This window comes from Agrobacterium sp. InxBP2 (assembly GCF_026191755.1).
Lineage (GTDB): Bacteria > Pseudomonadota > Alphaproteobacteria > Rhizobiales > Rhizobiaceae > Agrobacterium > Agrobacterium pusense.
Genome location: NZ_JAINDY010000029.1, coordinates 349927 through 374770, shown reverse-complemented (window position 1 = coordinate 374770; position 24844 = coordinate 349927). Strand labels below are relative to the sequence as shown.

Here is a 24844-nt window from a genome sequence, read left to right as displayed (position 1 = left end):
ATAGGTGGGTTTGTCCAAATGCCTGTTGCTTTTTTCTCTTCTAACGGAAAAAGCCAATGAAATGAACCCGCAGCGTCTCTGTGGTTGCTAAAATGATAAATCTGCCGAACGGGATTGGCGTGGCTGAAAACCGTCTCCGCCATGCGCCATCTCCGTTCTGAAAGGAAAACAGATGCCATCACCAGCATCGCCCGCCATCGCCCCGTCTCCCGCAACGCCGCATGAGTTCTGGCAGCAAATCCATCCGCCCCGGAGCTTCGAAACAGCAGGCGCATATTCCACATTCTTTCCGGCGGAACTGGATGATGGAAGGCAGATCTGTCTGCCCATACGGCCGCTTGCGGACGGAGAGCACGCACTCGCATCGCTCATCGTCAACCAGGCTTCCTTTGAGGTTCTGGAGGCGCTGGCCGCCGATCTTGCCGCAAAGCTTCTTCCCTTCAAGCCGGATGTCGTTATCGGCCTGCCGACGCTCGGCCTGACGCTTGCGGCCGCCGTTGCCCGCCATCTGGGCCATTCCCGTTACGTGCCGCTCGGCACCTCGCGCAAATTCTGGTATCTGGAGGAGCTGTCGGTGCCGATGTCCTCCATCACCACGAAGCAGGAAAAAAGGCTTTATGTCGATCCGCGCATGCTGCCGCTCATCGAGGGTAGACGGGTGGCGCTGGTGGATGACGTGATCTCCAGCGGCAGTTCCATCCTGTCGGGCCTTGCGCTACTCACCGCCTCCGGCATCAACCCCGCCGTCATCGGCGCAGCCATGCTGCAATCGGATCGCTGGCGGGAAAAAATCGCCGCTTTCGGGCCGGAATGGCCGGAGCGGGTGAGGGGTGTTTTCGCGACGCCGCTGCTGACCAAAGCGGAAGATGGCTGGCGCGCCTGACGAAGCGCAAATTCCGTCAAAAGGCAAGTGGTGATAAATTCACCGCTGCCTAATTTGTATCTTGCGAAGCTCGAATAGATCGTCCTAAGATCGCGGCTGACAGACAATAGCGGTCGGCTGATAACGCGCCGGCTTGCTTTCGCGCGGTGTCATCCCGGCGTCTGCCTGCCCCGTTTATTGTTTCGATGACTGGAATTTCTTCCCATGCATGCAGTGTTTGACGGTCATAATGATGTGCTGCTTCGGTTGTGGCGCAACAGCAAGGCCGGTGCCGATCCCGTGGCCGAATTCAAGAACGGCACACGGGAAGGTCATATCGATGGTCCACGCGCACGGGCAGGCGGACTCGGCGGCGGTATCTGCGCCATCTATATCCCGTCCGGCGATCTGATTCTGCAGGAACCGGACGAGAACGGCCATTACGATACGCCGCTCGCCACGCCGCTCGAGCGACTGCCTTCGCTCGATATCGCGATGGAAAAGGCGGCGATTGCGCTGAGGCTCGATCGCGCTGGAGCGTGGCGGCTCTGCCGCTCCACGGCGGATATCCGCAAGGCCTTTGCCGAGGATATCTTCGCCGCCGTGCTGCATATGGAAGGCTGCGAGGCGATCGGCGCCGATCTCGATGCGCTGGAAGTATTTTATGCCGCGGGTCTGCGTTCGCTCGGCCCGGTGTGGAGCCGGCACAATATTTTCGGCCACGGCGTTCCTTTCTCCTATCCCATGTCGCCCGATACCGCGCCCGGTCTTACCGATGCCGGTTTTGCGCTGGTGAAGGAATGCAACCGCCTCGGCATTCTCATCGATCTCGCGCATATCACCGAAAAAGGCTTCTGGGATGTGGCCAAGACCACCAACCAGCCGCTGATCGCCAGCCATTCCAATGCGCATGCGCTCACTCCGGTCGCCCGCAATCTCACTGACAGACAGATGGATGCCATCAAGGAAAGCGGCGGGCTGGTTGGCCTCAACTACGCCGTGACCATGCTGCGTGCCGATGCGCGTGACATCGCGGATACGCCGCTCTCCGATATGGTGCGCCATATCGACTACATGGTCGAGCGTATGGGCATCGACTGTGTGGCGCTCGGATCGGATTTCGACGGTGCGACGGTACCTGTCGGAATTGCTGATGCCAGCGGTAACCACAATCTGGTTGCGGCGCTGAAATCGGCGGGCTACGGTGATGGAGAACTTGCTAAAATATGCCGGGAAAACTGGCTGCGCGTCTTGTCCCAGGCTTGGCACGAAGCGGCCTGATAAACAGTTTAAGCGAACCAAATCAATCTCATAACAAAAGGGGAGATCCTATGATCAAATCGCTCAACAAATCCATGCGTATCCTCAGCACCAGCGCTGCCCTGTCGCTGATGATGCTGTCTGCCCCGCATGCTTTTGCCGCCACGCCGGCCGATACGTTGGTGGAAGGTTTCGCCATCGACGACATCATCACGCTCGATCCGGGTGAGGCTTTCGAACTGTCTGCCGCTGAAGTCACCGGCAACACCTATAGCAAGCTCGTTTCCATCGATCTCAACGACACGTCCAAGGTTGTCGGTGATCTCGCCGAAAGCTGGACGACCTCCGAGGATGGCCTGACCTATACGTTCAAGCTGAAATCCGGCCTGAAGTTCGCCTCCGGCAATCCGGTCACCGCTGATGACGTTGCCTTTTCCTTCGAACGCGCCGTCAAGCTCGACAAGTCGCCGGCATTCCTGTTGACGCAGTTCGGCCTGAAGGGCGACAACGTTACCGAAAAAGCGAAGGCAACGGACGCGAACACCTTCGTTCTGACCGTCGACAAGCCCTATGCGCCGAGCTTCGTGCTGAACGTGCTCACCGCAACCGTCGCTTCGGTGGTGGACAAGAAGCTCATCACCGAAAAGGCGAAGTCGGTCACGCCGAGCGCCGATTACAAATACGACACGGATTTCGGCAACGAATTCCTGAAGACCGGTTATGCCGGTTCCGGCCCTTACAAGATCCTTGGCTGGAAGGCCAACGAAGCCGTCATTCTGGAGGCCAACCCGAACTATTACGGTGAGAAGCCGAAGCTGAAGCGGGTCGTCTATCGTCACATGAAGGAAAGCTCCGGCCAGCGTCTGGCGCTTGAAAACGGCGATATCGATGTTGCCCGTAACCTTGAGCCCGGCGATATGGAAGCCGTTTCCAAGAAGGAAGGCCTTGCCGTTACCTCCGCGCCCAAGGGCACCGTTTATTATTTCAGCCTCAACCAGAAGAACGAGAACCTGAAGAAGCCTGAGGTCATCGAAGCGTTCAAATATCTCGTCGATTATGACGCGATCGGCGCGACGATCATCAAGGGCATTGGCGAAGTCCATCAGACCTTCCTGCCGAAGGGCCAGCTTGGCGCGCTTGATGAGAACCCCTACAAGCTTGACGTCGCCAAGGCCAAGGAACTTCTCGCCAAGGCCGGTCTGAAGGACGGCTTCACCGTCACCATGGATGTGCGCAACACCCAGCCGGTGACGGGCATTGCCGAAAGCGTGCAGCAGACGCTGGCACAGGCCGGCATCAAGCTCGAAATCATCCCCGGCGACGGTAAGCAGACGCTGACCAAATATCGCGCCCGCACGCATGATATCTACATCGGCCAGTGGGGTTCGGACTATTTCGACCCGAACTCGAATGCGGAAACCTTCACCATCAACTACGACAATTCGGATGAAGGCAAGAACAAGACGCTGGCCTGGCGCAATGCCTGGGATGTTCCTGATCTGACCAAGGAAACCCAGTCTGCTCTCTTGGAAAAGGACAGCGCCAAGCGCGCCGCCATCTATGAAAACCTGCAGAAGGAAGTTCTGGCGAAGGGTCCCTTCGTCATCATCTTCCAGCAGACGGAAGTGGCCGGTTATTCCGCCAAGCTCAAGGGCCTGAAGCTCGGACCGAGCTTCGACACCAACTATGTCTATCCGATCTCCAAGGAATGATCCGGAAGGATCGGTCTCTTGAGCATCGTTGAAGCAAACAGCCGGGCGAGGCAGGGCAAACGCCGTGCCAACGCCCGCGCGAAGGCCATTCTCGGCTTCGCCGTCACCGTCATCACCACCTTTCTGGGGCTGATGGCGGTCACATTTTTCATTGGCCGCGTGGTGCCGATCGATCCCGCACTGGCGATCGTCGGCGACCGCGCGCCTGCGCATGTGGTCGAGCGCGTCCGTGAGCAGCTCGGCCTCAACCTGCCGCTCTGGCAGCAGTTCTTTATCTATCTGAAGCAGGCGCTTTCGGGCGATTTCGGCACCTCCGTCCTCACCACCAATCCCGTGATGGAGGACATCAAGCGGGTGTTTCCGGCGACGATCGAACTTGCCACGATCGGCACGATCATCGGCGCCGTTTTCGGCATTCCGCTCGGCGTTCTCGCGGCCGTCAAGCGCGGCAGCTTCGCCGACCAGGTCGTGCGTGTCATCGGCCTTATCGGTTATTCCGTGCCGATCTTCTGGCTCGGCCTGCTGGCGCTGCTGGTGTTTTACGCCCGGCTGCAATGGGTGGCTTATCCCGGGCGCATGGACATCGTCTATGAATTCACCTTCACGCCGGTCACTGGCTTCTTCCTGATCGACGCCATCTGGCAGCGGCAATGGGACGTGTTGTGGGATCTTTTCCGCCACATCATCCTGCCGGCCTCGCTGCTCGGTTATTTCTCGCTGGCCTATATCAGTCGCATGACGCGCTCCTTCATGCTGAATGAGCTCGCCCAGGAATATGTCGTCGCGGCCCGCGCCAAGGGGCTTTCGGAAACGCGCATCATCTGGTTCCACGCGCTGCGCAACGCCGCCGTGCCGCTGGTAACCGTGATTGCGCTCTCCTATGCCGGTCTGCTGGAAGGTTCGGTGCTGACCGAAACCATCTTCGCCTGGCCGGGGCTTGGCCTCTACATCACCAATTCCCTGCAGAATGCGGATATGAACGCCGTTCTCGGCGGCACGATCGTGATCGGCGCCATCTTCGTCGGCATCAATCTCTTCTCCGATCTGCTTTACCGGACGCTCGATCCAAGGACGCGCAGCCGATGACGATTTCGACCGATACACTCAAACCCTATAGCCGCGAATGGCTGCTCTCCGACCGGCCGGCCTCGCGCAGGCAGGCGCGGCTTGGCCGCGCCTATGTGATCTGGCGGCGCTTTTCGGAAAACCGGCTGGCGCTGCTCGGCCTTGGCATCATCATCGCGCTGCTGTTCGTGGCGATTTTTGCCAATGTGCTGGCGCCACATAATCCGGTGCAGGGCGATCTGCGCAATGCCCGGCTTCTGCCGCCCGGCACTGCCGGTTATCTGCTCGGCACCGATGATCAGGGCCGTGATATTCTCTCGCGCCTCATCCACGGTTCGCGCCTGACCCTGTTCGTCGTGCTTTTGGTGGCCATCATCGCCGCACCCATCGGGCTCATCGTCGGCACAGTCTCGGGTTATGCCGGCGGCTGGGTGGATGCGGTTCTGATGCGCATCACCGATATTTTCCTCGCTTTTCCGAAGCTCGTTCTGGCGCTGGCGCTGGTAGCGGCCCTGGGGCCTGGCATTGAAAATGCGGTGCTCGCCATCGCGGTCACCTCATGGCCGCCCTATGCGCGCATCGCGCGTGCCGAAACCATGACCTTCCGCAATTCCGATTTTATCGCTGCCGTGAAGCTCATGGGCGCGTCACCCTTCCGCATCGTCTTGAAACACGTCATGCCGCTTTGCATGTCGTCGCTGATCGTGCGTGTCACGCTCGATATGGCGGGCATCATCCTCACCGCCGCAGGCCTCGGTTTCCTCGGCCTTGGCGCACAGCCACCGCTGCCGGAGTGGGGTGCGATGATCGCGTCGGGACGGCGTTTCATTCTCGATCAATGGTGGGTGGCTGCCATGCCGGGTATTGCGATCCTGATCGTCAGCCTCGGTTTCAACCTTTTGGGTGACGGTCTGCGCGATGCGCTTGATCCCAAGGAGGCGGGCCAATGAGTGCGTCTCTTCTGACGGTTGAGAACCTGCGCGTTTCCTTCCCGACCCGCACCGGGTTGGTGGAGGCGGTGCGGGGCGTGTCCTTCACGCTGGGGCGCGAGCGCCTCGGCATTGTCGGCGAATCCGGCTCCGGAAAGTCGCAGACTGGCCGCGCCATCATGGGTCTGACGCCAAAAAATGCCCGGATCGAGGCCGATACGCTGCGTTTTGGCGATATTGACCTGCTCAAGGCATCGGCAAAAGAGCGGCGGCTCATGCGCGGCAAGCGTATGGCCATGATCCTGCAGGATCCGAAATATTCGCTGAACCCGGTCATGACCATTGGCCGCCAGATCATGGAAACGCTGCGTACCCACGAAAAGATTGGCTCCAGCGAAGCGCGCCAGCGCACGCTTGCCATGCTGGAGGCGGTGCAGATCCGTGATCCCGAGCGCGTCTTCGATCTCTTTCCACACGAAGTTTCCGGCGGCATGGGCCAGCGCGTCATGATCGCCATGATGCTCGTCTGCGGTCCGGAATTGCTGATCGCCGACGAGCCGACCTCGGCGCTCGATGTGACGGTGCAGCTGGAAGTGCTCGATATTCTCGACAAGCTGGTGCGCGATCGCGGCATGGGGCTGATCTTCGTCAGCCATGATCTCAGGCTCGTCTCCTCCTTCTGCGACCGGGTTCTCGTCATGTATGCCGGCAAGGTGGTGGAAGAGCTTGCTTCCGCTAACCTCAAGGAAGCGAAACATCCCTATACGCAGGGCCTGTTGAACTGTCTGCCGCAAATTGGCGGCCATCGGCATCCGCTGCCCGTTCTGGAACGCAAGCCGGAGTGGCGCGCATGAGCACAGTTCTTTCCATCAGAGACATGGTGGTGGATTTCGACGGTTACATCGCGCTCGACAGCGTCAGCGTCGATGTTGCCGAGGGTGAATCCTTCGGTATCGTCGGTGAATCCGGTTCCGGTAAATCGACCCTGCTGCGTGCCATCGCCGGCCTCAACCATTTCGATGAAGGTTCGTTGATGGTGGCCGGGCGCTCCTATTCGGGCAAGCACCGCGACAAGAGCTTTTATCGCGATGTGCAGATGGTGTTTCAGGACCCGTACGGTTCACTGCACCCGCGCCAGACGGTGGATGCGCTGCTGCTCGAGCCGCTGGTCATCCATGGTCTCGACAATCGCGAACAGCGCATTGCCCGCGCTTTGGACGAGGTGGGTCTCGGTTCCGGTTTCCGCTTCCGTTATTCACACCAGCTGTCCGGCGGCCAGCGCCAGCGCATCGCCATTGCCCGCGCACTGATCGTCGAGCCGAAAATCCTGCTGCTCGATGAGCCGACCTCGGCGCTTGATGCGTCTATTCAAGCTGAAATCCTGAACCTCCTGGAACAGGCCCGCAAGGACCGCAACCTCACCTTCGTCATGGTCAGCCACGATCTCGGCGTCATCAGCCACATGTGCGACCGTCTGGCGGTGATGAAAAGCGGCAAGGTGGTGGAAATGCTGGAGGCCGAGGCGCTGGAAAGCCGCGAATTCAGCGCGGATTATACGAGGCAGCTGCTGGTGGCGAGCGAGGGCTTCAAGCGGGTTTGATGGCGTGAGGGTGCGGGCCGTTTCTTCTCCCCGAGGGGGAGAAGATGCCCCGAACGGGGCAGATGAGGGGGCAAGATCTCCGCATTTCTCCACCGTCGCCCCCTCATCTGACGCTGCGCACCACCTTCTCCCCGGCGGGAGAAACAAGCGGCGATCTTTCGTTACACACGCGATCTTCTCCGGTGACGTATTCTCTCATCGCGCCACGGTGATATGCTGGCCTGCCAAACCCGCATATCCGAACAAGGTACCACCCCATGCAATTGCGCGCCTTGATGTATTTCGATGAACTCGTCCGCACCAATTCCATGCGCGCCGCGGCGGAAAACCTGAATGTGGCGCCGACGGCGGTGAGCCGGCAGATCGAAAATCTCGAATATTATTTCGGCTCGCCCCTGGTGGAGCGTTCCAGCCGTGGCGTAAAGCTAACGGCGGCGGGCGAGCTGCTGGCCGCCCGCGCCGGCAAGACGCTGCGCGAACTCGACCATGTGCACCAGTTGATCGACGATCTCAAAGGTCTGCAGCGCGGCCGGGTAACCATTTACGCCAATGGCGCGACAGTGGCCAACCTTCTGGCGCCGGTGCTGGCGCAGTTCAGCCTCAAGTATCCGAAGCTGCGTTTCGAGGTCCATATCACCAGTGCGCGCCAAGCCATGGAAGCGCTGGGGGCTGCGGAAGCAGACCTCGTTGTCAGCCTGTTTGCGCCAAAGGTTTCCGGGGTCAAGGTGCGCTCGCGCACGCGCATCAATTACGATGCGATCTTTCCCGCCGGTCATGCCCTTGCCGGTCAGCCGGAGGTGTCGCTGAAGGAACTGGCCGGGTTGCCACTTGCCTTGCCGGACAAGAGTTTTGCCGCGCGTCAGGCCTTCGATATGCTTTTTGCCGAGGCGGATATCGAACTTGACCCCGTTTTCATCACCAGTTCGCTGGAAATGCTGAAAGAGCTGGTGCTGGGCCACGCCGCGGCCACGCTGCTGCCGGCGCTTTCGGTGGCGCGCGAAATCCGTAGCGGCCAGATGGTCGCCGTTCCGCTCTCGGGCAAGAAGGGTATCCACACCCAGATTGACCTCTGTGTAGCGCCCGACAGGCAATTGTCCTTCGCAGCTTCCAAGCTTGCCGATTTCATCGAGCGTTTCATGCGTGAGGCGACGGCAGGGTAGTTTCTTCTCCTCGGCGGGGCGAGGAACCGGAGACGTTCCCGGAATTGCCCACCAAGGTTGATTTTCACCCACATTCCCGTGTAGCCATTTCAGCTACACGGAGCACACAAAAATCATGATTGTGTGTGCGCCTGCAACATGACACTCTTTTTGCAACGGGTGGTCTTTGGAAGGGCAAAAATGCCCCGGCCGCCAGACAGGGGACTAAAGGATGCCACGTACCTATCTTTCGCAGGCAGCGAAGCTCTCGCGCCGTACCGCGCTGGCGCTTGCTCTCGGCACGGCGCTCTTTCTGCCGCTCTCGATTGCTGAGGCCGAAGCTGCGGCGAAAACCGCTTTGACGCTCGGCATGACGGTAGAGCCGACCGGTCTCGATCCGACCATTGCCGCTCCCGTCGCCATCGGTCAGGTCACCTGGCAGAATATTTTTGAAGGTCTCGTCACCATCGACAGCAAGGGCAAGGTGAAGCCGCAGCTCGCCGAAAGCTGGGAAATTTCCCCTGATGGCAAGACCTACACCTTCAAGCTGCGCAAGGGTGTCACCTTCCATGACGGCGAGGCGTTCGATTCCTCCGTCGCGAAGTTCTCGCTGGACCGGGCGCGTGGTGAAGCTTCCGTCAATCCGCAGAAACGCTTCTTTGCGGCGATCGACAGTATCGAGACCCCGGATGCCGACACGCTGGTGCTGAAGCTGAAGCAGCCCGCCGGCAGCCTCATCTACTGGCTCGGCTGGCCGGCCTCCGTCATGGTCGCGCCCAAGAGCGCAGAGACCAACCGCACCACGCCCGTCGGCACCGGCCCGTTCAAATTCGTGAACTGGGCCAAGGGCGACAAGGTGGAGTTGCAGAAGAACGCCGCCTATTGGGACAAGGCCGTGTCGGTAAAGCTGGAAAAGGCGACGTTCCGTTTCGTCTCCGATCCGCAGGCGCAGGCGGCGGCGCTGAAATCCGGCGATATCGACGCCTTCCCGGAATTCGGTGCGCCGGAATTGATGAGCTCGTTTGACGGCGATGCGCGCCTCGGCACCTTCGTCGGCAATACCGAGTTGAAGGTCGTGGCGGGCATGAACAGCGCCCGCAAGCCCTTCAGCGACAAGCGCGTGCGCCAGGCGCTGATGATGGCGGTGGATCGTGGCACCGTCATCGAGGGTGCATGGTCCGGTTTCGGAACGGCCATCGGCAGTCACTATACGCCGAATGATCGCGGATACATCGATACGACGGGCGTTCATCCCTATGATATCGATAAGGCCAAGGCGCTGCTTGCCGAAGCGGGGTATGCGGACGGTTTCAGCTTCACCATCAAGGCCCCGCAGATGGCCTATGCCCAGCGCACCTCGCAAATCCTGCAGGCGATGCTGGCTGAAATCGGCGTGACCATGACCATCGAGACCACGGAATTTCCGGCCAAATGGGTGGCGGACGTCCTGAAGGGTGCGGATTACGACATGACCATTGTCGCCCATGCCGAGCCGATGGATATCGATATCTACTCCCGTGATCCCTATTATTTCAACTACAAGAACCCGGCCTTCAACGAGGTCATCGCCAGCGTCGAAAAGACGGCGGATGCGGCTGAGCAGGAAAAGCTTTATGGCGACGCCCAGAAAATCCTCGCCGAAGATGTGCCGGCGCTGTTCCTGTTCGTGATGCCGAAGCTCGGGGTCTGGGACAAAAAGGTGAAAGGGCTGTGGGAAAACGAGCCCATTCCCTCGAATGTGCTGACGGATGTGCATTGGGAAGAGTGACGTTTGACGATACTCGTGTCTTCCGTCATGCCGGACTTGATCCGGCATCCTGCCAGCCCAAGTCCTTGGGCTGAAAAGGCTCCCTCCGCCGCGCAGACGCGCGTCGGCTGGATGCCGGATCAAGTCCGGCATGACGGGAGAGTGTGGAGCTTTCCAGCCGCCGCGCGTAAAGTATCGCAAGGAGCAGATGCCAGATGTTAGCCGTCCTCATCCGGCGTCTCGTAAGCCTCGTCATCACGCTGTTTGCCGTCTCGCTCATCATCTATCTTGTCATGGGCCTGTTGCCGGGTGATCCGGCCGCCATCATGCTGGGAACCTCGGCCAGTCCGGATACGCTGGCCGCACTGCAAAAGCAGATGGGTCTCGATCAGCCGCTGCTGCTGCGCTACATCCGCTGGCTTGCTGGCGTCTTCCGCGGCGATCTCGGACAATCCTATACCTATGGCGTGCCGGTGGCGGGCCTGATCGTCGAGCGGTTGGCCGTGACGCTGCCGCTTGCGCTGCTGGCCGTTTGCCTGTCCGTCACTATCGCCATCCCGCTCGGCGTAGCGGCGGCGAGGAACCGCAACGGGGTGCTGGATTTCGCGGCCGGACTGTTTTCCCATGTGGGCATTGCCGTGCCGGGGTTCTGGGTCGGGTTGCTGCTCATCATCGTCTTTTCCACCACGCTCGGCTGGATGCCGGCTGGCGGTTTTCCCGGCTGGTCGCCAAGCTTTGCAGCGGGTCTCACGGCGCTTATCCTGCCGGCAGTCGCTCTTGCGCTGTCGCAGGCCGGCGTTCTCACCCGCGTCTGCCGTTCCGCCGTGCTTGAAGTGATGAACGAGGATTTCGTGCGCACTGCCCGGGCCAAGGGCCTGAGCGAGCGGGTGGCGCTGTGGCGGCATGCGGTGCCGAACGCGATGATACCCGTCGTCACCATGATCGGCCTGCAATTCACCTTCCTCATTGCGGGTGCCGTGCTGGTGGAAAACGTCTTCAACCTGCCGGGCCTTGGCCGGCTTGCCTATCAGGCGCTGACCCAGCGGGATATCGTCGTCATGCAGTCCGTCGTGCTGTTCTTCTCGGCGCTGGTCATCATCATGAATTTCGTGGTCGATATAGCCTATCTCTTCATCGACCCGAGACTGCGGGCAGGTGCGCGATGATCCGATTTATCCGCCGCCGCCCGGCCTTCGTTATCGGTATTGCCGTCACGGCCTTTCTCGTCGCCGTCGCGCTGTTATCGCTGGTCTGGACACCGGTTTCGCCCACCAAGATGCAGATCGTGCAAAAGCTGAAATCGCCCTTCGTCTACGGTGGTCTCGGTACCGACCATTTCGGCCGCGATGTGCTCTCCATGCTGATGGCCGGTGCGTGGAACTCGCTTTCCACCGCCATTGCCGCCGTTGCCATTGGCGCCTTTATCGGCACGGCGATCGGCGTCACGGTCGCGGCGCTGCGCGGTTTCACAGAAACCGTCGTCATGCGCATCTGCGATATCATCTTCGCCGTGCCGCCCATCCTGTCGGCCATGATGCTCGGCGCCTTCATCGGCACGGGACGCTTTACCGCCATCATCGCCATCGCCACCTTCATGGTGCCGGTCTTTGCGCGACTGACGCTGGGGGCGGCCTTACAAATCTGGGCGCGGGAATACATCACCGCCGCCACCAGCATTGGCCAGAACCGCGCCAAGATCACGATGTTGCACGTCGTGCCGAATATTTCCAACCAGATCATCGTGCAGGTGACGATCCAGCTGGGTCTTGCGATACTGACGGAGGCAGGCCTTTCCTTCCTCGGTCTCGGCATGCCGCCGCCCGCCGCCACCTGGGGGCGGATGCTGGCGGACGCCCAGACCTATCTCGGCGCGGCGCCCTGGCTTGCCGTCATGCCCGGCCTTGCCATTGCGCTCGCTGTCTTCGGCCTCAATCTTCTCGGCGACGGCCTGCGCGACCTGCTGGACCCGCGCGATACAAGCTGACCGCTTCAAGCCGATATCGCCGCTATTTCCTGTTTTTCTGACGAGACGATGCCATGACCGATCTCATACACCTCAACACGCTCGAAATTCTGGCGCTTTACCGGGAGAAGAAACTCTCGCCATCGGAATATTGGCAGGCGGTGGAGGCGCGTATCGAGGCATTCGAGCCGGTTGTGAACGCCCTTTACGCTTATGATCCGGAGGATGCGCGCAGGCAGGCGCTGGCCTCGACGGAGCGCTGGCAAAAGGGTGAAACGCTGGGAGCCCTCGATGGAATTCCGGTCTCGCTGAAGGAACTCATCGCCACGAAAGGCCATCCTGTGCCGCTCGGCACCAGGGCGGTGGAGCTTGTGCCCGCGGTTGAAGACGCGCCGGTGGCCGCCCGTTGCCGTGAGGATGGTGCGATTATCTATGCCAAGACGACGTGCCCGGATTACGGCATGCTCTCTTCCGGCCTTTCCAGCTTCCATAAGCTCAGCCGCAACCCGTGGGACCCCACCCAGAATCCCGGCGGCTCCAGCGCCGGTGCTGCTTCGGCCGGTGCTGCGGGTTACGGCACCTTGCATATCGGCACGGATATTGGCGGCTCGGTAAGATTGCCGGCGGGGTGGACGGGCCTCTTCGGCTTCAAGCCGAGCCAGGGTCGTATCCCGGTTGATCCCTATTATACCGGCCGCTGTGCCGGGCCGATGACGCGCACGGTCGTTGATGCGGCTTATGCCATGGCAACGCTTTCGCGGCCGGACTGGCGCGACGGCACATCGCTGCCGCCGAACAGCATCGACTGGATGGACCTCGATATTGATGTGAAAGGCCTGAAAATCGGACTGATGCTGGATGCGGGCTGCGGCCTGCCGCTGGACGAAGAGGTGCGCGACGCCGTTGTCGCGGCTGCAAAACTGTTCGAGGCGGCCGGCGCCATCGTCATCCCGGTCGAGCCGGTGCTGACGCGTGAGATGCTGGATGGCCTGGATGATTTCTGGCGGGCGAAGTTCTGGGGCGACATGGTGGCGTTGAGCGCGGATCGTCGTGCCGCGATCCTTCCCTATATTCACGAATGGGCGGAAAAGGGCGCTGATGTTTCCGGCGCGCGTGCTGTTTTCGGTTTTAACCAGACCATGGAAATGCGTAAAGTTTGCGGGAGGTTGATGCAGTCCGTTGATGTGGTGATTTCACCCGTTAACCCCATCGTCTCCTATCCTGCCGACTGGGCTTCTCCCACCAACGATCCTGCACGGCCCTTCGAACATATCGCCTTTACCGTGCCGTGGAACATGTCGGAGCAGCCCGCATCCTCGATCAATTGCGGCTTCTCCACATCCGGCATGCCCATCGGCCTGCAGATCGTCGGTCCGCGTTACCAGGATCTATTCGTGCTCAAACTGTCCAAGTCTTTCGAGGATTGGGGTGGTGGCGTCCGGCGCTGGCCGGAGCCGCCGGCCGGCTGATATCACCTTTATCGAGCATGTAGTATTGCCATAATACCCGCATCTCGATCCCTCCTGTTAGGGTGCCCAAGGGCATTCGAAAACGGGAGGAGCAGACATGCCGAAGAAGATTTTGATGATCACCGGTGATTTCGCCGAGGATTACGAGACCATGGTGCCGTTCCAGACGCTGCTCGCTGTCGGCCACACGGTGCACGCCGTCTGCCCCGGCAGGAAGGCGGGCCAGACCATCGCCACGGCCATCCACGATTTCGAGGGCGACCAGACCTACTCGGAAAAACGCGGCCATAATTTCGCGCTCAACGCCACCTTCGCCGATATCAAACCGGCGGATTACGATGCGCTGGTCATTCCGGGTGGCCGTGCGCCGGAATATCTGCGGCTCAATGCGGACGTGCTGGCGGCGGTGAAACATTTCTTCGAGGCAGACAAGCCTGTCGCGGCCGTCTGCCATGGCGCGCAATTGCTGGCGGCTGCGGGTGTGCTCAAGGGCCGCACCTGCTCGGCCTATCCCGCCTGCCGCCCGGAGGTGGAGCTGGCAGGCGGCACCTATGCCGATATCGCCATCGATGCGGCGGTGACCGACGGCAAGCTGGTAACGGCGCCCGCATGGCCCGCCCATCCCGCCTGGCTTTCGCAGTTCATGGCGGTGCTCGGTAAATAAGACCGGCGAACGGGGCTTTTTCCGGCCCCGTTTTCCGCCTATATCTCAGGCGTGGTGAGGGAGGAAACCATGTGCAAGCTCTTCATCAAGGCAGACCCGGCGCTCTGGGAAAGCCATACGCGGTCGCTCCGCATCGATGGCATGGTCACCAGTGTCCGGCTTGAGAACTTTTTCTGGACGACGCTGGACGAGATCGCGCGGCGTGACGGCATGAACAGCGTGCAGCTCATCGCCAAGCTCTATAATGAATCGATCGATGCCGGGCACGATCTCGGCAATTTCACCTCGTTCCTGCGGGTCTGCTGCGGGCGTTATCTCGCGCTTCAGCTTTCCGGCGATATTCCGGCGCGGAACGATATCCCGATTGCGGCGCTGGATGCGGACAGCATTCTGGATGCAGAAAAGGTGAATTATCACTAGGACGCGTCCCGCTTTTGTGCCGCGATACGCTCAACCTCATCCCTGTGCTTGTCACAGGGATAAGGGAAGGGAAGCGTTCAGCTCTTCAGCGCCCGCGGATCAAGCGCATCGCGCACGGCATCGCCGATGTAATTCACGCTCAGAACCGTCAGCGAAATCGCCAGCCCCGGCCACAACACGCGCGAGGGCGTCAGTTGCAGGAAGTTCGCGCCGTCGAACAGCAGCCGTCCCCAGGTCGGAAAGTCGGAGGGGAAGCCGAGACCGAGGAAGGAGAGGGCGGATTCCGTGATGATGGCGGCAGCGATGCCGAGCGTGGCGGAGACCATGATCGAGCTCAGCACATTCGGCAGAATATGCCTGAGGATGATGCGGTATTCGCGCATGCCGCTCGATTTCGCAGCCATGATGAATTCCTGGCTTTTGATCGTCAGCACATCACCGCGCACGATGCGGGCTGTATGCATCCAGCTGGTTATCCCGATCACGAAGACGATCAGGATGAAGATGCCAGTCTCCGGCCCAAAGGCCGCACGCAGCGTGTCGCGAAACAGCATCAGGATGACGAGCAGCAGCGGCAGAAGCGGTAGGGCCAGGAACAGGTCGGTGAGGCGCATCAAGGGTCCGTCCAGCCTGCGGAAATAACCTGATAGAACACCCACCAGCGTGCCGAGGAACAGAGCCAGCAGCATGGCGGTGATGCCGACGGCAAGTGAAATGCGCCCGCCGGCCAGGACCTGCGCCAGCATGTCCTTGCCAAGATTATCGGTGCCGAAGGGATGCGCCAGCGACGGCCACTGGTTGCGCGCCTTCACATTGATGGCGTTCGGAGCAACGGTGTGAATATAAGGCCCGACATAGACCGCGAGCAGGATGAAGATGAAGACGAAGAGCCCCGCCACGCCGCCCTTGTGAACGCGAAACTGTTTCCAGATATCGGCAAGGGCGGATTGCGTGGGGGTGGCCGCAACCGTCGGCGCTGTAATGGTGGCGTCAGTCATAGCGGATCCTCGGGTCGAGAATGCCGTAAAGCACGTCGGCAATCAGGTTGAAGAGCACGATCAGCACCGCAAAGATGAAGGTCAGCGTCTGAACCAGCGGAATATCCGCCCCCTGAACGGCTGTTATCAGCAATTGGCCAAGCCCGTTCACGCGGAAAATCTGCTCGGTGATGATGGCGCCGGAGAAGATGGTCGGCACCCCAAGCGCAATAACCGTTACGACCGGGATGAGGCTGTTGCGCAGCACGTGGATGAGCAGCACGGATTTTTCCTTCACGCCCTTGGCGCGTGCGGTGCGCACGTAATCCTGATGCAGATTGTCGAGCATGGAGGCGCGCACGAAGCGGCTGATCTGCGAGACATTATAGAGCGTCAGGACCAGCACCGGCAGGAACATCTGCTTCACCTGCGCCACGAAGCTCGCCCAGTCCGTGACCCTCAGATTGGTGTCGTAGACTGAAGGGAACCATTGCAGGTAAGAGCTGAAGATGACGACCAGCAACACGCCGGTGAAGAAGGTCGGCACCGAATAACCGACCATGGAGACGAAAGTGCCGATCTGGTCGAAGATCGAATATTGCTTGTAGGCGGAGATCACCCCGATCGGGATGGCCAGCAGCGCACCGAAGAGATAGGCAAGGCCCACCACCCACAGTGTCTGCGGCATGCGCTGGATGACGAGATCGACCACCGGGCTGCGTGTCGCCCAGGAAAGCACCCGCATACGGCTGCCATCGCCGATCTGCCAGCCGGTCAGCTTTTCGAAGAGGTTCAGCGGCTCGTTGATGAAGAATTGCTGCAGCCACATCAGGTAACGGATGAAGAAGGGCTGGTCGAGGCCAAGCGAGGCGCGGATTTGCTCACGCACTTCAGGCGGGATGGTGAGGGGAAGGTCGCCGGTCGGATCGTTGGGCGCGAGATCAAGCAGCGCGAAGATGACGAAGCTGATGACGAGCAACGTCGGAACGGCAAAGGCTAGCCGCCGGAGCGTAAAGGTAAACATCTGAAACTCTCCAGACCCAGAGCGCGGCAGAGCGAAAATTGGGAGCTATTTCGCCTTAACGCGGCAAATGTGTCTTCAGAACATGGTCCAGGGGCATGCAGAAGGCCGGCCTCTCCGGGGGAGAAGCCGGCGCATCTGCGTGTTACTTCTTGCGGGACCAGTCCGCGACGTTCCAGAGTTCCGAGTCCCAGGCATTCATGCGCACGCCTTCCAGCGTCAGCGAATGCGAGGAAACGCTGCCGCGGTGGATGAGCGGAATATGCGCGCCTTCCTCCGTCAGCATGTCGTTGAGCTGCTTGGAAATCTCCGCACGCTTGGCAAGGTCGGCGGTCTTGGAGAGTTCACCCACAAGCTTGTCGAATTCCGGGTTGCAGTAACGCGGAATATTCTGCCCCTGCCAGCCATTTTCGGGGGCCGGAATTTTGTCGCACAGCCATTCCGCCAGATATTTTTCCGGGTCCGTACCGTCGAAATTGTTGGTGTACATTTCGACGTCGGCATAAAATTTCTGGAAGGTATCCGGGCTCGCCGGGTCACCGCCGAAGAAGACCGAGGCGCTGACATTGCGCAGTTCGGAAGCGACGCCGATCTGCGACCACATGTCCTTCACCAGTTCCTGCGTGGCCTGGCGAACCGAGTTGGTGGACGTCTGGTAAAGGAAGGAAAGTTTCACGCCATTCTTGGCGCGAATGCCATCGGCACCCTTCACCCAGCCGGCATCGTCCAGTAGCTTGTTTGCGCCTTCCACATCCTGCTTCAGGCACCAGCTGTCATTCTTGGTGGAAGCGACGGCTTCCGGAGCCGGTACGATGTTGCAGGTCGGCTTGCCCGCTTCTCCGTAACCTGCTTCATCGATGACCTCACGGTCGATGGCGAGCGAAAGCGCGCGACGTACCGCGGGATCGGAAATGGCCGGATGGGGACCGGCCTGTTTGGTGGAGCGCTTGTCGCCCAGCGAAGGATCGGCATTGTACCAGTTGAGATTGATACGCTCGACCTGCGTGCCGAAGGCGGTTTCCAGCTTGCCCTTGCCGGCCGCCACCATGGTGGCGAGGATTTCCGGCTCCACCTGCATGTTCCAGGCATAGTCGAATTCCCCGGTTTCCAGCACGGCGCGCGCGGCGGAAGCGGCATCGCCGCCGCCCTTCAGGGTCGCCGTGGCGAAGGCGGGCTTGGCGGGGTCACGGTAATTGGGGTTGGCAACGAAGCTGATGACGTCGTTCGGCTTGAAATCCTTGACGACGAAGGGGCCGGTGCCGATGGGGCCGAAATTGGCGGAGGTGCAGCCGGGAGCTGCCGCGCCGACGCATTTTTCAAACTGCTTCTTCTGGATGACCGGCGACTGTGCGCCCACGAATGCCGAATAGGGGTAGGGTTTCGGCTCCGTGAAGCTGACCTTGACGGTGTGTGCGTCGATGGCTTCGACGTTCTTCACGCCCTCATATTGTGCCGCCTGCGCGCAGCCGCCATCGGGTGCGGTGCAATATTTCCAGGTGAAGATCACATCCTCTGCGGTGAAGGGCGTGCCGTCAGACCACTTCACGTCGGTCTTCAGCTTCCACGTCATGCTGAGCAGATCCTTCGCGACGCCGCCATTGTCGATCGTCGGAATCTCGGTCACCAGCATCGGCACCAGCTCGCCCTTTTCGTCATACCGCGCCAGCGGCTCGATAACCATGGACGAGCTGTAGACTTCCTTCGTGCCACCCGAAAGATAGGGATTAAGCGTCGATACGGCCTGCCAGAACAGGATTTTCAGTTCGCCGTCACTGCCGCGCTCGGCGTGGGCGGCAGAGCCCGCGAGAGCCATGGCCGCCACCGTGCCGGCAAAGAGAACGCTGCGCTTCTTCATTGTGGTTTTCCCCTTTTTGGATTTTATCTGTTTGAATGTTTGACGCTTTTCCCGTCGTCATGTGCAAGGTCTGTTATTCTAACTATTTGACTTTGCTAAGGAATACTCCTCCATTCCAGATGATGCTATTGTCAGTTTTTTTGAAAAGCAAGTCCCAATGTTTCATTGATGAACAAATTTTGAGCCATTTAGTTTTGGGCCTATTTTTCGCTCATGCAGCAAATTTCATGCTTGCAAAAGAGGAAATTCCAAACTCAATATGGCGTCCGACAACCCGGCGGGGAACAAAAAAAGGGAAAGAGAGAATGCCGATATTGAACCGTGTGGCTGAAATGCAGGAAGAAGTTGCCGGCTGGAGGCGCCATCTGCATGAACACCCGGAACTGCTCTACGATGTCTACGAAACATCGAAATTCGTTGCCGAAAAACTGAAATCCTTCGGCTGCGACGTGGTCGAAACGGGCATTGGCAAAACAGGCGTGGTCGGCATCATCAAGGGCCGGCACGGGGATGGTCCGACCATCGGTTTCCGATCCGACATGGATGCGCTGCCGATCCTTGAGACGAGCGGCAAGCCATGGGCCTCGAAGACGCCGGGCAAGGCCCATTCCTGCGGTCATGACGGGCATACCGCCATGCTTTTGGGTGCGGCGCAATATCTGGCCGAGACGCGCAATTTCAAGGGGTCGGTGGCGGTGATCTTCCAGCCGGCGGAAGAAGGTGGCGCGGGAGCGCTTGCCATGTTGAATGATGGCATGATGGAGAAATTCGGCATCTCGCAGGTCTATGGCATGCATAACGAGCCGGGCATCCCCGTCGGGCAGTTCGCCATCCGCAAGGGTTCCACCATGGCGGCTGCGGACAGTTTCGAAATCACCATCACCGGCAAGGGCAGCCATGCGGCGGCACCGCATCTTTCCATCGATCCGGTGCTGACTTCGGCGCATATCATCATCGCCCTGCAATCCATCGTCTCGCGCGAGACGGATCCGTTGAAATCACTCGTCGTCACCGTGGCCACCACCCATGGCGGCACGGCGTCCAACGTCATTCCCGGTGCGGTGACGCTGACCGGCACCGTGCGCACGCTGCTGCCGGAGACCCGCGATTTCGCCGAAAAGCGCCTCAAGGAAGTGGCCGCCGCCACCGCCATGGCTCATGGCGCGACGGTGGAGGTGAAATACGATCGCGGTTATCCCGTCACGTTCAACCACAGTGACGAGACAGAATTCGCGACCGGCGTGGCGATGGGTGTGGCCGGCGCCAACGCCGTCAACACCAATCCCAATCCGCATATGGGCGCCGAGGATTTCTCCTACATGCTGGAAGCGCGCCCCGGCGCCTTCATCTTCATCGGCAATGGCGACACCGCCGGGCTGCACAATGCCGCCTATGATTTCAACGACGACGCGCTGCCTTACGGCATCAGCTACTGGGTTTCGATGGCCGAAACTGCACTTGCTGCATGAGACATCCGGCGGCCCCTCGTGGCCGCCTTCTGCTTTTCAGGAGATCGGCATGCTTTTGGCAGCGACATCAATGGAACAGACCGGCGGTTCGGTCAGCCCGGTTTTATCGGTTCAAAATCTCACCACCTCCTTCCGCGTCGATGGCGGCTGGAAATCCGTGGTGCGCAATATGAGTTTCGAGATCGCGCCGCGTGAGACGGTGGCGATCGTCGGCGAGAGCGGCTCGGGCAAGAGCGTCACCTCGCTCTCCATCATGCGGCTGCTCGATAAAAAGACGAGCCGCATCGAAGGCAAGGTCATGCTCGGCGGGCGCGATCTGCTGGCACTGCCGGAAGAAGAGATGCGCAAGGTCCGGGGCAAGGACATTTCGATGATCTTCCAGGAGCCGATGACCAGCCTCAACCCGATCTTTCCGATCGGCAAGCAGATCGCCGAAGCGCTGACCGTACATCAGGATATTTCCTCCTCTGCTGCGAAGGCTGAGGTTATCCGGCTTCTGGAAAAAGTCCGCATTCCCAACGCGAAGAACCGTTTCGACGATTATCCTCACCAGTTTTCCGGCGGCATGCGCCAGCGCGTGATGATCGCCATGGCGCTTGCCTCCAAACCGAAGCTGCTGATCGCCGACGAGCCGACGACGGCGCTCGACGTGACCATCCAGGGCCAGATTCTCGACCTCATCAAGACATTGCAGGAAGAGGAGGGCATGTCGGTTCTCTTCATCACCCACGATATGGGCGTGGTGGCGGAAGTCTCTGACCGCACCATCGTCATGTTCCGTGGCGATGTGGTGGAAACCGGCACCACCGACGACATTTTCCATCGTGGCCGCCACCCATATACGCGAGCCCTGCTTTCCGCGGTGCCGAAGCTGGGTTCGATGAAGGAAAGGCTGCTGCCGGCCCGTTTCCCGATCATCGATATCAAGACCGGCGAAAGTCAGCCTGTGGCGGACGTGAAGGATACTGTCTCCGGCGGCCGCACGCCCATCCTTTCGGTCAAGGATCTGACCACCCGTTTCGACATCCGCTCCGGCCTATTCGGCCGCAAATCCGGCGCCGTGCATGCAGTGGAAAAGGTTTCCTTCGATCTCGCCGAGGGCGAAACCCTCTCGCTGGTGGGTGAATCGGGCTGCGGCAAGTCCACCACGGGCCGCTCCATCACCCGGCTGATCGAGCCGACGTCAGGCGATGTCATGCTCGATGGCTACGAGGTGCTGAAGCTCGACAAGACGACGCTGCGAACCATGCGCCGCAGCGTGCAGATGATCTTCCAGGACCCCTTCGCCTCGCTCGACCCGCGCATGAGCGTCGGCACGGCGATCATGGAGCCCTTTATCGAACATCGCCTCGGAACCAAACAGCAGGCCCGGGAAAAGGCTGCCGATCTTCTGGAAAAAGTGGGCCTGAGCCCGGATATGATGCGGCGCTTCCCGCATGAATTTTCCGGCGGCCAGCGCCAGCGCATCGCCATTGCCCGCTCGCTGATGCTCGATCCCAAGGTCATCGTCGCCGATGAGGCGGTATCGGCGCTCGATGTCTCGATCAAGGCGCAGGTCTGCAACCTGCTGCTCGACCTGCAGCAGAACCTCAACCTCGCCTTCCTGTTCATCAGCCATGACATGGCGGTGGTGGAACGCGTCAGTCACCGGGTGGCGGTGATGTATCTTGGCGAGATCGTCGAGATCGGCCCGCGCGCGGCCGTTTTCGATAATCCCCAGCACCCCTATACGAAGAAGCTGATGTCCGCCGTTCCGGTGCCTGATCCCGCGCGACGGCAGATCAAGCGCAACATGGCGACCGACGAGATCAGAAGCCCGATCCGGCCGGTGGACTATGTGCCGCCGCAGCGGCTTTATCGTGAGGTTTCGGCGGGGCACCTGGTGCAGGAAGCGGCTTGATTGAGCAGTGCTGGCTTCGGGCTGACGCAGGTAAAGGGACCGGGTGGTTCCCGCATATTTCTTCTCCCCGCCGGGGAGAAGTCCGCGGCAGCGGGATGAGGGGGCAAGGGTAGAGAAACCGAGAGCTTGCCCTCTCATCCGACCCTTCGGGCCACCTTCTCCCCCTCGGGGAGAAGAAACCTGCCGCACCGCCACGACAGATGATTTTACGCCCGTCGCACGCTCCCCTGCGCATCCCCCCGTTTGACAGCCGCTGCAAAAAAATGCCAGCAAATGCGCAGACGTAATTCTCAGAGGGCAGCGGCATGGCCAGACGAAACGACGCACATGGACGGCTGGATGATGCGGCCCGTGCTGGCTGGCTTTATTATGTCGCCGGTCGCACGCAGGACGAGATCGCCGCCGCCATGGGCATTTCCCGGCAGTCGGCGCAGCGGCTTGTGTCGCTGGCCGTTGCCGAGCGGCTGATCAAGGTTCGGCTCGACCACCCCATCGCCGCCTGTCTCGAAAAAGCCGAACGTCTCAAGGAAAAATTCGGCCTTGGATATATCGAAGTCGTGCCGAGCGATCCTGCCGGGATTTCTTCCACGGTGGGGATCGCCGAGGCCGGAGCGGCGGAAATCGAGCGCTGGCTGAGAAATGTCGATCCCATCGTCCTCGCCATCGGCACCGGCCGTACATTGAAGGCGGCCGTGGACCAGCTGCCGCCGATGGAATGCCCGCAGCACCGCATCGTCTCGCTGACGGGCAATATCGGCCCAGACGGATCGGCCGCCTATTACAACGTCATCTTCAGCATGGCCGATGCCATCAAGGCCAGGCATTTCCCGATGCCGCTGCCGGTGCTCTGCTCATCGGCGGAAGAACGCGAGTTGCTGCACGATCAATCCATGGTGCGCTCCACGCTGGCGCTGGGGGCCGCTGCCAATGTTACCTTCGTCGGTATCGGTGAGCTCGGCGAAAATGCACCGCTCTGCGTCGATGGGTTTCTTGATGTCGACGAGATGAAGGCACTGATGGCGAGCGGGGCGGTGGGAGAGATTTGTGGGTGGATTTATGATGCCAACGGCCACATCCTCGATCACGTTGTCAACGAGCGCGTCGCCTCCGTTCCCATTCCCTCACGAGACACCTGCACCGTCATCGGCATGGCGCAGGGTGCGCGCAAGAACGCATCGATTCTGGCGGCGCTGAAGGGTGGCCTGTTGAACGGGCTCATCACCGACGAAGCGACAAGTGAATATTTGCTCACACACTGAGCAAAAATTACTTACGTAAAATCAAGAGCTTGGTTTTTCCCTGTGCGTCGCAGCACAGGATGTCGCTTGACATTTTTGGTCTGCGGGTGAGTAAATGCCCCAGAGCAAAGCGAATGCTCATCATTTTTCTTCTGGGAGGAAGATATGACATTGAAGACCATTTTGCTGGGCGCATGCTCGGCACTCGCCTTTTCGACCCTTGCTTCCGCCGAGACGCTGACCATTGCCACCGTGAACAACGGCGACATGATCCGCATGCAGGGTCTCACCTCGGACTTCACCGCCAAGAACCCGGATATCAAGGTCGAATGGGTAACGCTTGAAGAAAACGTCCTGCGCGAGCGCGTGACGACCGATATCGCCACCAATGGCGGTCAATATGACATCATGACCATCGGCAACTACGAAGTGCCGATCTGGGCCAAGCAGGGCTGGTTGCTGCCGCTCGAAAAGCTCGGCGACAAATATGACGTCGACGACATTCTGCCGGCGATCCGTGGCGGCCTTTCCGCTGACGGCAAGCTTTACGCAGCCCCCTTCTACGGCGAATCCGCCATGATCATGTATCGCAAGGACCTGTTTGAAAAAGCCGGCCTGAAGATGCCTGATAACCCGACCTGGGAATTCATTGGCGATGCGGCCCGCAAGATCACCGACCGCAAGGCCGATATCAACGGCATCTGCCTGCGCGGCAAGGCCGGCTGGGGCGAGAACATGGCCTTCATCAGCGCGCTCACCAACTCCTTCGGTGGCCGCTGGTTCGATGAAAACTGGAAGCCGCAGTTCGACCAGCCGGAATGGAAGAGCTCGCTGCAGTTCTACGTTGATCTGATGAAGGATGCCGGCCCGTCCGGTGCCTCCTCCAACGGTTTCAATGAAAACCTGACGCTGTTCCAGCAGGGCAAATGCGGCATGTGGATTGACGCCACTGTGGCTGCCTCCTTCGTTTCCAATCCGAAGGATTCCACCGTTGCCGACAAGGTCGGTTATGCGCTCTTCCCGACCCATGGTGAGCTGAAGAACCACGGCAACTGGCTGTGGTCCTGGAACCTTGCTATCCCGAAGAGCTCGCAGAAGGCCGAAGCCGCTGAGAAGTTCATCTCCTGGGCAACCAGCAAGGACTACACCGCACTTGTCGCTTCCAAGGAAGGCTGGGCAAACGTGCCTCCGGGCACGCGCACCTCGCTTTACAAGAACGCCGACTATGAAAAGGCAGCCGCCTTCGCCAAGCCGACGCTTGCCGCCATGGATGCCGCCGACATCACCAAGCCGACTGTAAAGCCCGTGCCTTACACCGGCGGCCAGTTCGTGGCGATCCCTGAATTCCAGGCGCTCGGCACCACGGTTGGTCAGCTGTTCTCGGCGGTCGTTGCCGGTCAGTCCAGTGTCGATGATGCGCTTGCCAGCGCCCAGTCGACCGCGACGCGCGAAATGACCCGCGCCGGTTACATCAAGTAATCCTCCCGAAGATCGCTGTCCGGCGCCAATGCCGGGCAGCGAGACTGCGGGCTGAAGACCGCCATGCGGCTTCGA

At 60.2% G+C, this 24844-nt stretch carries 21 protein-coding genes; 18 read left to right on the top strand and 3 right to left on the bottom strand.

The window, feature by feature from the left end:
* The first annotated feature begins 172 nt into the window (after window positions 1-172).
* The 14 genes from K7A42_RS14335 (at window position 173) to K7A42_RS14270 (ending at window position 14830) form a co-directional block, all read left to right on the top strand.
* On the top strand, window positions 173-883 hold the full coding sequence (locus tag K7A42_RS14335) for a phosphoribosyltransferase (protein ID WP_037091438.1): 711 nt from the start codon (window positions 173-175) through the stop codon (window positions 881-883).
* A gap of 204 nt (window positions 884-1087) precedes the next feature.
* Window positions 1088-2143: a dipeptidase gene (locus tag K7A42_RS14330; protein ID WP_004445294.1), complete on the top strand. Its 1056-nt coding sequence runs from the start codon at window positions 1088-1090 to the stop codon at window positions 2141-2143.
* A gap of 50 nt (window positions 2144-2193) precedes the next feature.
* Window positions 2194-3834, top strand: coding sequence for an ABC transporter substrate-binding protein (locus tag K7A42_RS14325; RefSeq protein ID WP_004445293.1), 1641 nt, complete (start codon window positions 2194-2196; stop codon window positions 3832-3834).
* Between the two features lie 18 nt (window positions 3835-3852).
* Window positions 3853-4920 carry an ABC transporter permease gene (locus K7A42_RS14320; RefSeq protein WP_004445291.1) on the top strand — a complete coding sequence of 356 codons (1068 nt, stop codon included), beginning with the start codon at window positions 3853-3855 and terminating at the stop codon, window positions 4918-4920.
* Window positions 4917-5849 (top strand): ABC transporter permease, encoded by a 933-nt coding sequence (locus tag K7A42_RS14315; protein ID WP_004445289.1) that lies wholly within the window; start codon window positions 4917-4919, stop codon window positions 5847-5849. The genes K7A42_RS14320 and K7A42_RS14315 overlap by 4 nt, the downstream gene beginning before the upstream one ends.
* On the top strand, window positions 5846-6682 hold the full coding sequence (locus tag K7A42_RS14310) for an ABC transporter ATP-binding protein (RefSeq protein ID WP_034496847.1): 837 nt from the start codon (window positions 5846-5848) through the stop codon (window positions 6680-6682). Before K7A42_RS14315 ends, K7A42_RS14310 begins: the two co-directional genes overlap by 4 nt.
* Window positions 6679-7428: an ABC transporter ATP-binding protein gene (locus tag K7A42_RS14305; RefSeq protein WP_045531559.1), complete on the top strand. Its 750-nt coding sequence runs from the start codon at window positions 6679-6681 to the stop codon at window positions 7426-7428. Before K7A42_RS14310 ends, K7A42_RS14305 begins: the two co-directional genes overlap by 4 nt.
* A gap of 257 nt (window positions 7429-7685) precedes the next feature.
* Entirely contained in the window at window positions 7686-8588 is a 903-nt protein-coding gene (locus K7A42_RS14300) for a LysR family transcriptional regulator (protein ID WP_004445283.1), read from the top strand.
* Between the two features lie 211 nt (window positions 8589-8799).
* On the top strand, window positions 8800-10335 hold the full coding sequence (locus tag K7A42_RS14295) for an ABC transporter substrate-binding protein (RefSeq protein ID WP_035207069.1): 1536 nt from the start codon (window positions 8800-8802) through the stop codon (window positions 10333-10335).
* Window positions 10336-10529: 194 nt separating this feature from the next.
* Window positions 10530-11480: an ABC transporter permease gene (locus tag K7A42_RS14290; RefSeq protein ID WP_282455429.1), complete on the top strand. Its 951-nt coding sequence runs from the start codon at window positions 10530-10532 to the stop codon at window positions 11478-11480.
* A complete protein-coding gene (locus tag K7A42_RS14285; RefSeq protein WP_282455428.1) occupies window positions 11477-12298 on the top strand; it encodes an ABC transporter permease in 822 nt (273 codons plus the stop codon). The genes K7A42_RS14290 and K7A42_RS14285 overlap by 4 nt, the downstream gene beginning before the upstream one ends.
* A 53-nt stretch (window positions 12299-12351) precedes the next feature.
* On the top strand, window positions 12352-13746 hold the full coding sequence (locus tag K7A42_RS14280; RefSeq protein ID WP_045531570.1) for an amidase: 1395 nt from the start codon (window positions 12352-12354) through the stop codon (window positions 13744-13746).
* Window positions 13747-13843: 97 nt separating this feature from the next.
* Window positions 13844-14410, top strand: coding sequence for a DJ-1/PfpI family protein (locus K7A42_RS14275; RefSeq protein WP_282455427.1), 567 nt, complete (start codon window positions 13844-13846; stop codon window positions 14408-14410).
* A 69-nt stretch (window positions 14411-14479) separates the two neighbouring features.
* Window positions 14480-14830, top strand: a complete 351-nt coding sequence (locus K7A42_RS14270) for a ribbon-helix-helix domain-containing protein (RefSeq protein WP_004445271.1) — start codon at window positions 14480-14482, stop codon at window positions 14828-14830.
* Window positions 14831-14907: 77 nt separating this feature from the next.
* Here K7A42_RS14270 and K7A42_RS14265 read toward each other — a convergent pair whose 3' ends face one another.
* From K7A42_RS14265 to K7A42_RS14255, 3 genes are all read right to left on the bottom strand, one after another.
* The gene (locus K7A42_RS14265; protein WP_004445269.1) at window positions 14908-15828 is read right to left on the bottom strand and encodes an ABC transporter permease; all 921 of its coding nucleotides are present in this window, start codon (window positions 15826-15828) and stop codon (window positions 14908-14910) included.
* The gene (locus K7A42_RS14260) at window positions 15821-16831 is read right to left on the bottom strand and encodes an ABC transporter permease (RefSeq protein WP_004445267.1); all 1011 of its coding nucleotides are present in this window, start codon (window positions 16829-16831) and stop codon (window positions 15821-15823) included. The genes K7A42_RS14265 and K7A42_RS14260 overlap by 8 nt, the downstream gene beginning before the upstream one ends.
* Window positions 16832-16973: 142 nt before the next feature.
* On the bottom strand, window positions 16974-18683 hold the full coding sequence (locus tag K7A42_RS14255) for a peptide ABC transporter substrate-binding protein (RefSeq protein ID WP_004445265.1): 1710 nt from the start codon (window positions 18681-18683) through the stop codon (window positions 16974-16976).
* A 305-nt stretch (window positions 18684-18988) separates the two neighbouring features.
* On the opposite strand from K7A42_RS14255, the gene K7A42_RS14250 reads away from it, so the two are divergent.
* The 4 genes from K7A42_RS14250 (at window position 18989) to K7A42_RS14235 (ending at window position 24769) form a co-directional block, all read left to right on the top strand.
* Window positions 18989-20152 carry a M20 aminoacylase family protein gene (locus K7A42_RS14250; RefSeq protein ID WP_004445263.1) on the top strand — a complete coding sequence of 388 codons (1164 nt, stop codon included), beginning with the start codon at window positions 18989-18991 and terminating at the stop codon, window positions 20150-20152.
* 49 nt (window positions 20153-20201) lie between these two features.
* The gene (locus tag K7A42_RS14245; protein WP_022562770.1) at window positions 20202-22052 is read left to right on the top strand and encodes an ABC transporter ATP-binding protein; all 1851 of its coding nucleotides are present in this window, start codon (window positions 20202-20204) and stop codon (window positions 22050-22052) included.
* 305 nt (window positions 22053-22357) lie between these two features.
* Window positions 22358-23311, top strand: coding sequence for a sugar-binding transcriptional regulator (locus K7A42_RS14240; RefSeq protein ID WP_282455426.1), 954 nt, complete (start codon window positions 22358-22360; stop codon window positions 23309-23311).
* 144 nt (window positions 23312-23455) lie between these two features.
* Window positions 23456-24769 (top strand): ABC transporter substrate-binding protein, encoded by a 1314-nt coding sequence (locus K7A42_RS14235; RefSeq protein WP_034496827.1) that lies wholly within the window; start codon window positions 23456-23458, stop codon window positions 24767-24769.
* Window positions 24770-24844 lie beyond the last annotated feature (75 nt).

Excerpts from the sequence above, each read along its gene's own strand:
- K7A42_RS14265 (WP_004445269.1), bottom strand. The coding sequence starts at position 15,828 with ATGACTGACGCCACCATTACAGCGCCGACGGTTGCGGCCACCCCCACG.
- K7A42_RS14255 (WP_004445265.1), bottom strand. The coding sequence starts at position 18,683 with ATGAAGAAGCGCAGCGTTCTCTTTGCCGGCACGGTGGCGGCCATGGCT.
- K7A42_RS14325 (WP_004445293.1), top strand. The coding sequence starts at position 2,194 with ATGATCAAATCGCTCAACAAATCCATGCGTATCCTCAGCACCAGCGCT.
- K7A42_RS14310 (WP_034496847.1), top strand. The coding sequence starts at position 5,846 with ATGAGTGCGTCTCTTCTGACGGTTGAGAACCTGCGCGTTTCCTTCCCG.
- K7A42_RS14240 (WP_282455426.1), top strand. The coding sequence starts at position 22,358 with ATGGCCAGACGAAACGACGCACATGGACGGCTGGATGATGCGGCCCGT.
- K7A42_RS14330 (WP_004445294.1), top strand. The coding sequence starts at position 1,088 with ATGCATGCAGTGTTTGACGGTCATAATGATGTGCTGCTTCGGTTGTGG.
- K7A42_RS14250 (WP_004445263.1), top strand. The coding sequence starts at position 18,989 with ATGCCGATATTGAACCGTGTGGCTGAAATGCAGGAAGAAGTTGCCGGC.
- K7A42_RS14315 (WP_004445289.1), top strand. The coding sequence starts at position 4,917 with ATGACGATTTCGACCGATACACTCAAACCCTATAGCCGCGAATGGCTG.
- K7A42_RS14245 (WP_022562770.1), top strand. The coding sequence starts at position 20,202 with ATGCTTTTGGCAGCGACATCAATGGAACAGACCGGCGGTTCGGTCAGC.
- K7A42_RS14335 (WP_037091438.1), top strand. The coding sequence starts at position 173 with ATGCCATCACCAGCATCGCCCGCCATCGCCCCGTCTCCCGCAACGCCG.
- K7A42_RS14285 (WP_282455428.1), top strand. The coding sequence starts at position 11,477 with ATGATCCGATTTATCCGCCGCCGCCCGGCCTTCGTTATCGGTATTGCC.
- K7A42_RS14280 (WP_045531570.1), top strand. The coding sequence starts at position 12,352 with ATGACCGATCTCATACACCTCAACACGCTCGAAATTCTGGCGCTTTAC.
- K7A42_RS14260 (WP_004445267.1), bottom strand. The coding sequence starts at position 16,831 with ATGTTTACCTTTACGCTCCGGCGGCTAGCCTTTGCCGTTCCGACGTTG.
- K7A42_RS14270 (WP_004445271.1), top strand. The coding sequence starts at position 14,480 with ATGTGCAAGCTCTTCATCAAGGCAGACCCGGCGCTCTGGGAAAGCCAT.
- K7A42_RS14295 (WP_035207069.1), top strand. The coding sequence starts at position 8,800 with ATGCCACGTACCTATCTTTCGCAGGCAGCGAAGCTCTCGCGCCGTACC.
- K7A42_RS14290 (WP_282455429.1), top strand. The coding sequence starts at position 10,530 with ATGTTAGCCGTCCTCATCCGGCGTCTCGTAAGCCTCGTCATCACGCTG.
- K7A42_RS14235 (WP_034496827.1), top strand. The coding sequence starts at position 23,456 with ATGACATTGAAGACCATTTTGCTGGGCGCATGCTCGGCACTCGCCTTT.
- K7A42_RS14305 (WP_045531559.1), top strand. The coding sequence starts at position 6,679 with ATGAGCACAGTTCTTTCCATCAGAGACATGGTGGTGGATTTCGACGGT.
- K7A42_RS14275 (WP_282455427.1), top strand. The coding sequence starts at position 13,844 with ATGCCGAAGAAGATTTTGATGATCACCGGTGATTTCGCCGAGGATTAC.
- K7A42_RS14300 (WP_004445283.1), top strand. The coding sequence starts at position 7,686 with ATGCAATTGCGCGCCTTGATGTATTTCGATGAACTCGTCCGCACCAAT.